General features: G+C 69.6%; 12 protein-coding genes and 2 pseudogenes. 9 read left to right on the top strand and 5 right to left on the bottom strand.

The window, feature by feature from the left end; all coding sequences use genetic code 11:
• Positions 1–37: 37 nt before the first annotated feature.
• Positions 38–427 (bottom strand): VOC family protein, encoded by a 390-nt coding sequence (locus ACLLJJ_RS39810; RefSeq protein WP_434599648.1) that lies wholly within the window; start codon positions 425–427, stop codon positions 38–40.
• Positions 428–568: 141 nt separating this feature from the next.
• Between ACLLJJ_RS39810 and ACLLJJ_RS39805 the strand changes: the two genes are divergently transcribed.
• The 4 genes and pseudogenes from ACLLJJ_RS39805 (at position 569) to ACLLJJ_RS39790 (ending at position 3,482) form a co-directional block, all read left to right on the top strand.
• Positions 569–1,255, top strand: coding sequence for a GNAT family N-acetyltransferase (locus ACLLJJ_RS39805; RefSeq protein WP_434599647.1), 687 nt, complete (start codon positions 569–571; stop codon positions 1,253–1,255).
• A gap of 72 nt (positions 1,256–1,327) precedes the next feature.
• Positions 1,328–1,759 (top strand): annotated as a pseudogene (locus tag ACLLJJ_RS39800) (low temperature requirement protein A); the annotation flags it as partial.
• The gene (locus ACLLJJ_RS39795; protein ID WP_434600655.1) at positions 1,681–2,661 is read left to right on the top strand and encodes a low temperature requirement protein A; all 981 of its coding nucleotides are present in this window, start codon (positions 1,681–1,683) and stop codon (positions 2,659–2,661) included. The pseudogene ACLLJJ_RS39800 and the gene ACLLJJ_RS39795, both read left to right, overlap by 79 nt.
• Positions 2,662–2,756: 95 nt before the next feature.
• Positions 2,757–3,482 carry a MerR family transcriptional regulator gene (locus ACLLJJ_RS39790; RefSeq protein ID WP_434599645.1) on the top strand — a complete coding sequence of 242 codons (726 nt, stop codon included), beginning with the start codon at positions 2,757–2,759 and terminating at the stop codon, positions 3,480–3,482.
• 91 nt (positions 3,483–3,573) lie between these two features.
• Here ACLLJJ_RS39790 and ACLLJJ_RS39785 read toward each other — a convergent pair whose 3' ends face one another.
• On the bottom strand, positions 3,574–4,413 hold the full coding sequence (locus ACLLJJ_RS39785; RefSeq protein WP_434599643.1) for an aldo/keto reductase: 840 nt from the start codon (positions 4,411–4,413) through the stop codon (positions 3,574–3,576).
• 142 nt (positions 4,414–4,555) lie between these two features.
• Entirely contained in the window at positions 4,556–5,533 is a 978-nt protein-coding gene (locus ACLLJJ_RS39780) for an SDR family NAD(P)-dependent oxidoreductase (RefSeq protein WP_434599642.1), read from the bottom strand.
• Between the two features lie 142 nt (positions 5,534–5,675).
• Between ACLLJJ_RS39780 and ACLLJJ_RS39775 the strand changes: the two genes are divergently transcribed.
• From ACLLJJ_RS39775 to ACLLJJ_RS39760, 4 genes are all read left to right on the top strand, one after another.
• Complete coding sequence (locus ACLLJJ_RS39775) at positions 5,676–7,259, top strand: sulfite oxidase (protein ID WP_434599641.1); 1,584 nt, start codon at positions 5,676–5,678, stop codon at positions 7,257–7,259.
• Between the two features lie 82 nt (positions 7,260–7,341).
• Positions 7,342–7,983, top strand: a complete 642-nt coding sequence (locus ACLLJJ_RS39770; protein WP_434599640.1) for a fasciclin domain-containing protein — start codon at positions 7,342–7,344, stop codon at positions 7,981–7,983.
• A gap of 461 nt (positions 7,984–8,444) precedes the next feature.
• The gene (locus ACLLJJ_RS39765) at positions 8,445–9,011 is read left to right on the top strand and encodes a sigma-70 family RNA polymerase sigma factor (protein WP_434599639.1); all 567 of its coding nucleotides are present in this window, start codon (positions 8,445–8,447) and stop codon (positions 9,009–9,011) included.
• Complete coding sequence (locus ACLLJJ_RS39760) at positions 9,008–9,754, top strand: anti-sigma factor (protein WP_434599637.1); 747 nt, start codon at positions 9,008–9,010, stop codon at positions 9,752–9,754. The genes ACLLJJ_RS39765 and ACLLJJ_RS39760 overlap by 4 nt, the downstream gene beginning before the upstream one ends.
• A 174-nt stretch (positions 9,755–9,928) precedes the next feature.
• Here ACLLJJ_RS39760 and ACLLJJ_RS39755 read toward each other — a convergent pair whose 3' ends face one another.
• Positions 9,929–10,624, bottom strand: a complete 696-nt coding sequence (locus ACLLJJ_RS39755) for a L,D-transpeptidase family protein (protein ID WP_434599636.1) — start codon at positions 10,622–10,624, stop codon at positions 9,929–9,931.
• A gap of 103 nt (positions 10,625–10,727) precedes the next feature.
• Positions 10,728–10,994: a hypothetical protein gene (locus ACLLJJ_RS39750; RefSeq protein WP_434599634.1), complete on the bottom strand. Its 267-nt coding sequence runs from the start codon at positions 10,992–10,994 to the stop codon at positions 10,728–10,730.
• Positions 10,995–11,214: 220 nt separating this feature from the next.
• Here ACLLJJ_RS39750 and ACLLJJ_RS39745 point away from each other — a divergent pair.
• Positions 11,215–12,176 (top strand): annotated as a pseudogene (locus tag ACLLJJ_RS39745) (alpha/beta fold hydrolase); the annotation flags it as partial.
• Positions 12,177–12,210: the final 34 nt, after the last annotated feature.

The following is a 12,210-nucleotide window of genomic DNA, read 5'->3' as shown; positions in this document are numbered from 1 at the left end:
GAACCGCACAGCCGGTTCTGCGCGCGGGTCGGCCGGATCACTCAGGGGTGACGTCCCGCGGGTACCAGCGCAGCTCCACGGTGTTGCCTTCGGGGTCCTGTACGTAGATCGATTCCGCTGTCCCACGAGCGCCGAACCGGCTCACCGGGCCCTCCAGCACGGTGAAGGTGCCCGCGTCGATGACCTGCTGCCAGTCCAGCGGTTCGACCACCAGGCAGATGTGGTCCACATTCGATTCGCCCCGGGGGCGATCCAACAGGTCGATGATCGTGGTCGGGCTGACTCTCACCGAGGGGAAGGGCACCTCGCCGGCCCGCCATTCGGCCACCCGGACCGGCTCCAGGCCTAGCGGTCCGCAGTAGAAGTCCAGTGCTCGCTCGACGTCCCGCACATTGAGCACCAGATGATCGAATTCCTTGACACGCATGAGGCAGCCTTCTCGTTTCTCGGGCCCGCCCGCTCCGGACGGCTCGGTTCTATTCGGTTCGGTTCGGTTCGGTTCGGGTTCGACGGCTCATTCCCGACACCGCCCACTCTCTCGCGGCGCGGCGATGACAGGATGTGAATCATGTGCCTTGATGTGACCCTGCGACCGCTCGACGAGCTCCTGCTGGGACGTCTGTTGGACACCGCGACAGCCGATGCCGACCCCGAGGACGTGATGCCCGAGGTTGCCGGGCCCCCGGGATGGACCCCGGAGCGGCAGGCGGCGTTCTCGCGGTTCCACCGGTCGAGGACGCTGACAGCGGATCCGGAGGAGCGCACCTACGTCATCGTCGTCGGTGACCAGGTGGTGGGAGCGGCGCGCCTGTGCCCGCTCCGGGACAGGCCGGGTACGGCCGAAGCCGGAGTGTGGATCGGGCGCTCCCACCGCGGCGGCGGGGTCGGCGGGGCGGTCCTGGAACAGCTCCTGGATCTCGCGCGCACGGCCGGCTTCGCGTCGGTGTTCGTGAGTACGACCGCGGGCAACACCGCCGTCCACCGCATCCTCACCGCACAGGGCGTGTCACTCACCCAGGACGGGGACGAGGTCACCGCACGGATGAGCCTCGACGGGGCCCGCCGGCCGGGGGCGGTGTGTAGCCCACGCGTCCCGGGCGCACCGGAGAAGAACTCCGACCGCGGCGCACCCGTCGTCGTACCCGCGCCACCGCCGGGGCAGCCGCCGCGGGACACACCCCCGGCCGGCGACACCGGCAGCGGCCCGCTCGGCAACCATGACCACCCTGACCGTCACTCGCGTCGCGGCTGCTGATGCCCCGGCAGGCCCAGTAGACCGCGCCGCCCCGCCGCGACCGGTGAATGATCACTTCATGGGACCCAGCAGCTGCCATCAGCAGGCCGAGGACGCTACGAACGGCACGCGGGCTGGAACGAGCTGTTCTTCGACCTCGTCGCCGGCGTCGGCGTCGGCGTCGGCGTCGGCGTCGGCGTCGGTCAGCTCGCCCATCTGCTGCACACCGACCCCACCCCCGCCGACCTCGGCCTGTACGGCGTCCTCTACCTGGCGTTCTGGATCACGTGGGCCTGCTTCGCCATCTACGGCAACATCGCCGCGGAGCAGACCCACACCCGCAACCTGCTTCTGGCCATGCTCGGTATGGCCGTCATGGCGGCGTCCGTGTCCGGCGTCCACGACCAGCGCGCCGTCTCCTTCGTGGTCGCCTATGTCGCACTGCGCTGGTTCGCCGGGCGGATCTGGAAGCGGACCCAGGTGGTCACCGACTGGCCACTGGCCCAGTTCGGTGCGGGCGCGCTGCCCTGGCTCGTCTCGGTGTTCACCCCGGAGCCCTGGCGTCACTGGCTCTGGGCCCTGGGCCCTGGGCCCTGGGCCCTGGGCATCGTCATCGATCTGACCGTGCTGCTGACCGCGTCCTCCCGAGCCACCCTGCGTCGCGCCAACGAGCGGCTCGACCGCATCGTCGAGCGCCGGGGCCCGCCCCCGGCAGCGATCCGGCCCTGGTCGGCATCGAGGAGGCCCACACCGAGAACGCCCATCTCGCCGAGCGGCTCGGGCTGTACCTCATCATCGTCCTGGGCGAAGGCATCATCCAGGTCATCGACGCCGCCGCCGAACACGAACAGTGGAGCCTGCCACTGGCAGCCACCGCCCTGGGTGCGTTCGCTCTCCTCACCACCATCTGGACCCTCAGCCTGCTGTACGGCTACGACGGTGTCCCCCAGTTGCACGCCCGCGCCCTCAGCCCCCGTCGCACCCTGGTGCTGCACGCGGCCCTGACCGCCACGCTGGCCGTTCTCGCCGCGACGCTGGGTATCGCCGTCACCCATGCCGACGGAGCCCTGCCCACCAGTACACGCAAGGTGTTGTGCGGCGCGATGATCTTGTACTTCCTCATCGGCCTCGCCGCCGCTCTCACCAGCAACCCGGGTCGTGCCTGGCTCCTGGGCCGGGCCCTGCCCTGCGTCCTCGTCCCGGTCGTCCTGCTTTCCCCCGCCGGGCGTCACCTCTCAACCCCCTTGCTCGTGTGGGTGCTTGCCCTGACTGTCGGCTGGCAGATCCTCTACGACCCCGGCCCACCCGCGACCACCCGCCGGCGCTCCCTTCCTCTCCCCCACCTGCGCCACGACAGAGGTGGCCGCCGCCGGAGCCGGAGCGCGACGGGAGCAGGTCCGCCCACGCCCACTGGACCCACGACTTGAACCTGACGTAGGTGTAGGTCATATCGTCGTTCCTGCCACCGAAAAACGGTTGTTCCGGACATTCCACATGCCCGGACGAAACGAATGAGGATGTCATGGCCTGGAAGGTGGGGGAACTGGCCCGGCTCACCGGGCTCACCGTGCGCACCCTGCACCACTACGAACGCATCGGGTTGCTGAAACCCTCCGCCCGCACGAGCGGCGGCCACCGGCTGTACGAGGAGGCGGACATCGCCCACCTGTACCGGATCGTGGCGCTGCGCGAGCTGGGGCTGCCACTCGACGCGGTGGGAACCGCGCTCGCCGGCGAGCCCGACCTCGCCGGGTTGCTGCGCGATCACCTCGCCCAGGTGGAACAGCAGCTCGGTGCGTTGCGCGCCGTCCAGGCACGGCTCTCGATGCTGGTGTCGGCGGAACATGTGCACACCCCGGCCGACCTCCTCGCACTGATGGAAGAAGTGAGCAGGATGGACGAGAAGATGCGGGACCATTTCTCCGACGAGCAGCTGCGGGTCCTGTCGGCCCGCCGGGAGGCATTGGGTACCGAGGCGATCAGCGCTGTGGAGCAGGAATGGCCGCAGCTCATCGCCAAGGTCCAGGCTGAGTTGGATGCCGGGACCGACCCGGCCGATCCGCGGGTGCAGGCACTGGCCGCCCGTTGGATGGAGCTTCTTGAGGCCTTCCACGGTGGGGACGAGGGGCTTCGGGAGTCGCTCTACAGCATGCAGGAGGAGAACAGTGCGCAGATCCAGCGGGAGCACGGCGGCCCGTCACCGGAGCTGATTGCGTACGTCCTTCAGGTCCGCGACGCTGCCGCCTGATTCGTGCCCCGGTGTGGTGCGTGGGAGGGCGGGCGGCCTCCCACGCACCACACCGGCCCAACCACGGCACGCAGCGACGCTGGACGCGTGCCTACACCTGCTCGGCCAGCCGGTCGAGGCGATCGCGATGGGCCGGGGTCAACTGCACACGCGCCGCGGCGAGGTTCTCCTCCAGGTGGTCGATCCGGGCGGTGCCCGGGATCGGCAGGATCACCGGAGAGTGGCCGAGGAGCCATGCGAGCGAGACCTGCACGGGGGTGGCGCCGAGGTCGGCCGCCACCGCGGCGATCTGCGCCGTGGCGCCCGACACCGCTCCGGCGACCGGCCGCCAGGGCAGGAATGCGATCTGCGCCGCCTCGCAGGCCGCGAGCACGGGCTCGTGCTCGCGGTCGAGCACGCTGTAGCGGTTTTGTACGCTCACGACCTCGATGATCTCCCGTGCCCGGCCGAGCTCGGCCACGGTGATCTCGGACAGCCCGATCCGCCCGACCTTGCCCTCGACCTGTAGCTCCCGCAGCGCGCCGAGCTGCTCGGCCAGAGGCACCTCGGGATCGATGCGGTGCAGCTGGAGCAGCTCGATCCGCTCGACGCGAAGCCTGCGGCAGCCATGTTCGACCTGCTCGCGCAGGGCCTCCGGCCGTCCGTCGAGCCCCCACTCACCGGAGTCCGCCGATCGCGCGATGCCGACCTTGGTGGTGATGGTCAGCCCGTCCGCGTACGGGTGCAGCGCCTCGGCCAGGAGCTCCTCGTTCGCTCCCCCGCCGTACAGATGGGCGGTGTCGATCAGCGTGACGCCCAGCTCGACGGCCCGCCGTGCGACCTGGACGGAGGCCTCCCGGGCGGCGCCCTGCTCGGTGGGCAGCCGCATGGCTCCGAATCCGAGCCGGTGTACGCCCAGATCGCCGCCGATACGGAACGTCGTCGTTGTCATCGGTGGTCTCCGCCTCTCGCTCAAAGAGCCACGTTAACAACGCGGTTGGCCCCGCGGTGACGCCAACGGCAAGGTGCCGCTCCCTCGGTTCACTGGTGTACGGGTCAGATCTGCAACAGGGCCGGGCGAGCGCGGGCCGCTCTCACAGCCGATGAGCCGGCCCCGAGGCGAAGGCGTCGACTCCGGTGAGTTCGGCGGAGAGCTTCCACAGCCGGGCGGCCCGCTCCGGGTCGGTGGCCCAGGCATTCACCCCGCTGCCCAGCACCGTGTCCGGGGCAGCGGGATCGGCGACGTCGCAGTCCTCGCAGTACACACCGCCCACTCCGGCCAGCCGCGCGGAGGTCGCTGCCCACACCTGAGTGGCCGCGCCCTGTCCGGGTGTCTTCCAGCCGCTGTTCGTCGGACTGACGCTGATCATGTCAGCCAGGTCTGCCAGTTCCTGCTGGGACATGTGACGGCCGAGCTGCGTGGAGATGGTGCCCGGATGCACCGAGAACGCCCTCACTCCGGCGTCGCGTCCCAGGGTGTCCAGGTGCAGGGCGAACAGCGCGTTGGCCGTTTTCGCCTGGCCGTACGCCTGCCACTTGTCGTAACCACGCCCGAAGTGCACGTCGTCCCAGCGGATGTCGGAGAGCTGGTGTCCATTGGACGACACCGACACCACGCGTGCGCCGCCCCGCTCGATCGCCGGCCACAACCGGTTCACCAGTGCGTGGTGACCGAGGTGGTTGGTGGCGAACTGGGCCTCCCAGCCCGGACCGACCCGCGTTTCCGGGCAGGCCATGATCCCGGCGTTGTTGATCATCAAGTCGATGGAGCGGCCCGTGGCCAGGAACCGCCCGCCGAAGTCCCGCACACTCTCCAGGTCCGCCAGGTCCAGCTCCTCCACCTCCACTCCACCGATCCCGTCCACCGCCTGCCGGGCCGCGGAGGGACGCCGGGCGGGGACGACGACGTGGGCTCCCGCGCCGACGAGGGCCCGCGTCGTCTCCAGGCCCAGTCCGCAATAGCCTCCGGTCACGATCGCGAGCCTGCCGGTCAGGTCGATGCCCCGCAGGACGTCGGCCGTGGTGCTCAGTGCGCCGAAGCCGGAGCCGGTCTTGCGCTGTTCGTTGCTCATGTCCCGACCGTACGAATTGGAGCGCACGCGAAGGCAAGTCCTTCGCGCCCTCCGGCCGCCACGGGCGTGGAAAAGCGGACCGGCGCGGCGGGTCTCGATCTTCTTCACACCGGTGACCAATCCGCCGGGCCGGTGGCTCCGAATGAAGGGCGTGAGGATCTCAGGTTCAAATCTGGTGCGCGGCGGTCTTGCCGCGCTGAGCGGTCTGCTTTCCGGCTTCACCGCGCTTGCCGTCGCCGAATTGGCGTCGGCGGCCGTCCGGCCCGAGTCAGGCCCCATTACGGCGGTGGGCGGAGCAGCGATCGACCGCACGCCAGCGGCCGTCAAGGACTGGGCCATTCGTCATTTCGGTGAGGACGACAAGCTGATTCTGCAGCTCGGCATCCTTGCGACGCTCGCCGTTCTGGCGCTCGCGCTGGGTTTGGTGGCGCTTCGCTATCGGCGGATCGGTTCGGCCGGTGTGCTGATTTTCGGCGTGGTGGGTGCGGCGGCGGCAGTGAGTCGCCCGGATTCGACCGGCTTCGTGGACGGGCTGCCGTCCCTGGCCGGCGCGGTGGCGGGCGCCGCCGTGCTGTACCTCCTCATCGGCAGGCTCACCATGACGCGACGCCCGGTCGCGGAGGGTGCGGAGAGCGGCTGGGACAGGCGAGGGTTCCTGATCGCGGCCACGGCTGCGGCGGTGGCTTCCGCCGGCGCCGGTGTTTTGGGCCGGACCCTGAACGGTCAGCGCAGTGAGAACGCGGTCGCCTCGCGGTCCGGGGTGGTGTTGCCGCAGCCGGCCGAGGCTGCCGCTCCCATTCCGTCCGGCGCTCAACTGCGAGTCCCCGGCATCAGCGCCTTCACCACGCCCAACAAGAAGTTCTACCGGGTGGACACAGCCCTGGTGGTGCCGAAGGTCGATGCCAACAGCTGGCGGCTTCGTATCCACGGCAAGGGTGTGAAGCGTCCGCTGACCGTCTCCTTCCAGGATCTGCTGGACCGTGAGCTGATCGAGCGGGACATCACCCTGACCTGCGTTTCCAACGAGGTCGGCGGGCCGTATGTGGGCAATGCGCGCTGGATCGGCGTACGCCTGTCGGATCTGCTGAAGGAGGCGGGAGTCAAGCCGCCGTCCAGGGGCGGGCCGGCCGATCAGCTGGTGGCCAGGTCGGTGGACGGCATGGCGCTCGGAACCCCGGTCGACGACGTCATGGACGGCCGCGACGCGATGCTCGCGGTCGGCATGAACGGCGAGCCGCTGTCCTTCGTCCATGGCTTCCCCGTCCGGATGCTCGTCCCGGGCCTCTACGGGTACGTCTCCGCCTGCAAGTGGATCGAAGAGATCGAACTGACCAACTTCGACGACTACGACGCCTACTGGGTCAAGCGCAAGTGGGCCCGCGAGGCTCCGATCAAGACCCAGTCCCGCATCGACACCCCCAAGCCCTTCGGCCGGCCCAAGGCGGGCACCGTCATGGTCGGCGGCGTGGCCTGGGCCCAGCACCGTGGCATCGACCGGGTCGAGATCCGTGTCGACGACGGCCCCTGGCGGCCGGCCGATCTCGCCGCCCAGGACACCGTCGATACCTGGCGGCAGTGGTCCTTCCCGTGGAAGGCGACCCCCGGTGGTCACACGCTCACCGTGCGAGCCACGGACCGTACGGGAGAGGTCCAGACCGAAAAGCGCACCAAGACCGTCCCGGACGGCGCGAGCGGCTGGCACTCGGTGGTCGTCACCGTCGACTGACCGGCCCGGCCCGGGTCCGACCCGGGCCCCTTAGACCTTCATTCCCTTACGCACTGTTATGACACCACAACAAGGAGCCACCATGAACACCCTTCGTATCCGTCGCGCCGCCATCGCGGTCGCCGCCGCCGCAGTCCTTCCGTTGTCGCTGGCCGCCTGCTCCAGCGATGACGGCAAGGACACCAAGGCCGACTCCACGCCGACGGCCGCCGAGGAGAAGTCCACTCCCCCCGCCGACGACGCCATGACGGACAAGCCCTTCGGCCCGGCGTGTGCGAGCGTCCCGGCCGACGGCGCCGGCAGCTTCGACGGCATGGCCAAGGACCCGGTCGCCACCGCCGCGTCCAACAACCCCGAGCTGTCCACCCTGGTCACCGCCGTCAAGAAGGCCGGCCTCGTCGACACGCTCAACAACGCCGAGAACATCACGGTGTTCGCCCCGACCAACGCCGCCTTCGCGAAGATCCCGAAGGCCGACCTGGACAAGGTCCTCGCCGACAAGGCCACCCTCACCAAGATCCTCACCTACCACGTCGTCGGTGAGAAGCTCGCCCCCAAGCAGCTCGAAAAGGGCACCTACCCGACCCTGGAGAAGAGCACCCTCACCACCGCCGGCTCCGGCGAGTCCTACACCGTCAACGACACCTCCAAGGTCGTCTGCGGCAACGTCCCCACCGCCAACGCCACGGTCCACATCGTCGACACCGTCCTGATGCCCAAGTAACCACGGGTTTCCGGGGTGGCGTAGGCAGCACGCCACCCCGGAGTTCAGGTCCGACCCCAGCACCCCTGGTGCAGACGAGACCGCTGGGTGACCCGAGACGGGTCACCCAGCGGTCTCGTCGCGCTTTCCCCACCCGAGGGCCTTCAGTACCGGTGGGCGCTCGCGCGGATGCGGCTTCGAAGCTGCCCTCACAGCTTCGAAGCCGCCGCTTCCCTCACGTTGTTGATTCGTTGCCGAGACGCATACGGATTGGTCGGCCGAGTCCTCGCATTCCATGAAATGGGTCGGCCGACCCATCCGCGAAGCCATCGGCTACGAAGAAATAGGAGAACAACTTTCAAGGGTTGGCATTCGCTCCACCTTTATTGCTCGGAAGGGTTACGCATGGGCGACCAATATCCCCCGCCTCTTCCCGTGCCTTCAACCCACTGGAAAGGCGCGCGGTGATCGGAATCGCACGTATGGGAGACCCCCCGCGGGGCGGGCCCGAGCTGGCCGAGGTCATGGGCCGCGTCGCGAACGGTGACCAGGCAGCCTTTTCCACCCTCTACGACTCGATCGCGGGGCCCGTTTACGGGGTGGTGCTCAAGGTTCTGCGCAATCCGTCCCAGTCCGAGGAAGTGGCGCAGGAAGTCATGGTCGAGGTGTGGCGCACGGCTACCCGGTTCCGTCCGGAACAGGGCACCGTCACCTCGTGGGTGATGACGATGGCGCATCGGCGTGCCGTGGACCGCGTCCGCTCCGAACAGGCGGCCACGGACCGCGAGCAGCGCAACGCGCATCGCGAACACACCCCCGCCTACGACACGGTCAGCGAAGAGGTGACGATCCGGCTGGAGAGCGAACAAGTCCGCCGCTGCCTGCGCACCCTGACCGAACTCCAGCGTCAGGCCGTGACACTCGCCTACTACCAGGGCTACACCTACCGGGAGGTCGCGGCCTCTCTGTCGACACCCCTGGGGACCGTCAAAACACGTCTGCGCGACGGGCTGATCCGGCTCCGCGACTGCATGGGAGTGGACGCATGATCGAGGAACACATGCAGGCACCCACCGGCGCCTACGCCGTGGACGCGCTGCCCGACGACGAACGTGAGGCATTCGAGCGCCACCTGCTGGACTGCCCCGCATGCGTCCAGGAGGTAAGGGAGTTGACGGCCACCGCTGCCCGGCTGGCAACAGCCGTCGCCGCCACGCCGCCTCCCGAGATGAAGGGGCAGGTCATCACCTGGATCCAGAACGTGCGTCAGCTCCCCCCGCACGTGACGTTCGGCGATGCCACGCACCGTGCGCAGTACGCCCGCGGAAGACACCTGCCCCGCCTCGTCCTGGCGGCGTGCGTCGCGGCGGCCACACTGCTGGCGGGTGGGGCCGCCTGGCAGTTCCAGGACGCCCAGCAGGCCGAGCAGCGGGCCCAACAGGTCGCCGCGAAGGCCGCGGACATGACCCGGGTGCTGACCGCTCCGGACGCCCGGAGCGCGACGGGCAGCGTCAAGGGCGGTGCCCGGGCCACGGTGATCATGTCCCGCAGCCACGACAGCGCCGTCTTCCTGGCGTCCGGTCTGCCCGAACTGCCCGACGACAAGACGTATCAGCTGTGGTTCGACGACGGCGGCACCATGCGGCCGGCGGGCCTGGTCGGACACGACGGTGGCCGGATGATGGCGGGAGACATCGGGGAGGCCACCGGAATAGGAGTCACGGTCGAACCCGAGGGCGGCTCCCCCGAGCCCACCACGACGCCGCTGACACTCATCGCGCTGCCCGCCTGACGCCGACGGGCGACGGTGATGCGGGCCGGCCGGCCTCTGCTGCGGGAACGACACCGGCCCGTGGCCCATACTCCTGGGCCACGGGCCGGACGGAACTGCCGAGGTGCGCCCACGTCACCGCGTGGCGCCGGTTCGGGGCGCCCGGGTCATGACCCGGGCGCCGCGCGCCTCGTGTCAGGTGCCGGACTTCCGCCCGTAGACGAACACGTCGTCCCCGTTCTTCAGCCTGTCCCAGTACGCCTTGGCGTCCGCGGTCCGCATGTTCACACAGCCGTGCGAGCCGGGCTGCGACCACACGCTCACACCGACCGAGTGGAAGGCCTGGCCACCGTCGAAGAACTGGCTGTACGGCATGCTCACGTGGTAGATCGACGACACGTGGTTCTTGTGGCGCCAGTAGACCTTCTTGGCACCAGTACGGGTCTCGTAGCCGTTACGGCCGGTACGCACCGGCACCGGGCCGTACTTCAGCGTGGCACCGTCCTGGATCCAGCTGAGCTGCAGCGTGAGGTCGACGCAAGCGATGCGGCCCTTGTTGGTGGGGCACTTGCCACTGCGGTTCGGCTTGTTGCCGACGGCCTTCTGCCGGTTCATCAGGTCCATCACCTTCCAGGTGACGGGCCCGGCGTAGCCGATGTTCGGGCTGATCCCGTGCTTGGTCTGAAAGGCCTTGGTCGCCTTGCAGTCGGCGGCGGACTGCCGCCCGTCGACCGGCCGGCCCAGGAACCGCTCCACCTGCTTCTGATTCGGACCCGCCTGCGTCGTACACGAGGCCGCAGCGGCGCTCCCCCCGCCGACCACCACCGATGCGGGCACCAGCAGTCCCACGACTGCTGCCCCCACGACCATTCTGCGCCGTCTGTCCCCCATGACATGTCCCTTCGGTTCTGTGTCATGGGAGACAACGATCGGGGCGCAATGGTTGCATCGCGAACCGCACGCATTCGGATGCCCGGCGGGCGTACGCCGGGCGTCAGGGCGTATCGCCGTCCCAGTCCCACCGCCGGGGGTCCGTCGGCCGCGGCAGGTACAGCGCGTGGCCGCCCGGCCCGAAGGCTCCGATCTCGGTGCTCAGCGCGGCCCCCTCGCGCAGCTGCGCACCCGTCCAGTCGGTGACGTCCAGCAGCAGACCGTCGAGCGGCCCGGCGACCAGCTCGCGATATTGGCGCCCCGGCCGCGGCCCGGGGTCCGGGTCGTCGTGGTCCGCGCCGTACACCCGGCCCCGCATCAACTCATCCATGCGTGCCAGCATCCCAGCCGCCACTGACAATGCTCCGGCGGTGACTGCCATGGCGTCGGGGAGAGGGCCCGGCTCAGGAACGGCTTGCCGAAACAGCAACAAGTAGCGCGCCGGTCGCGGCGTCCGTCGCGTGATCGTCGTCCGAGGCGCCGGCGTCCGGCAGCCCCAAGGGCCCGTCGGTGCGCACCGCGCACGGCAGACCACACGCCCCGGAGGAATCATGTCGCAGCCCGCACAGAGCACGGACGTCAGGCATCGCCTGATCCCCTCTCCCGCCGGCCGGATCCATCTGGCAGAACAGGGCACCGGGCCACTGGTGTTGCTGGTGCACGGCTTTCCGGAGTCCTGGTATTCCTGGCGTCACCAGCTGCCGGTGCTGGCCGCGGCCGGATACCGCGCGGTCGCCGTCGACGTCCGGGGTTACGGTCGCTCCTCGAAGCCGCAGGACGCGGCGTCGTACCGGATGCTCGACCTCGTCGAGGACAACGTCGCCGTGGTGCACGCCCTGGGCGAGGAGTCCGCGGTGGTCGTGGGGCACGACTGGGGTGCGACCATCGCGGCCAACACGGCGCTGATCAGGTCCGACGTCTTCCGTGCGGTGGGGCTGCTGAGCGTCCCCTACTCGCCCCGCGGCCCAGCGAGGCCTTCGCACGGATGGGCGGTGACGAGGAGATCTACGTCAGCTACTTCCAGGAGCCCGGCCGGGCCGAGGCCGAGATCGAGCCGACCGTACGCGAGTGGCTCGCGGGCTTCTACGCCGCGTTCTCCGCCGACACCATGCCGGCGGCCGACGCCCCGGACCCGCATTTCGTGAGCCGCGGCGGGGCGCTGCGCGACCGGTTCCCCTCCGGACGGTTGCCCTCCTGGCTCAGCGAGAGCGATCTCGACGTGTACGCCGGTGAGTTCGAGCGCACCGGCCTGACCGGAGCACTCAGCCGCCATCGCAACATGGACCGGGACTGGGAAGATCTCGCCGACTTCGACGGCGCCCCCATCACACAGCCGTCCCTGTTCATCGGCGGAGCCCAGGACGCCTCCACAACCTGGCTGGCCGACGCGATCAAGGCGTACCCGACCACACTGCCAGAGCTGCACCTTCTCGACGGCTGCGGCCACTGGATCCAGCAGGAGCGTCACGAGGATGTCAGCCGGATCCTGACCGACTGGCTCGCGTCCCTGCCCGTCCGACCCAAGCGCGCGTCCGGCCAAACCCGCT

The sequence above is a fragment of the Streptomyces sp. A5-4 genome (assembly GCF_051131715.1).
GTDB lineage: Bacteria > Actinomycetota > Actinomycetes > Streptomycetales > Streptomycetaceae > Streptomyces.
This window is presented reverse-complemented; position numbering and strand designations above follow the sequence as displayed.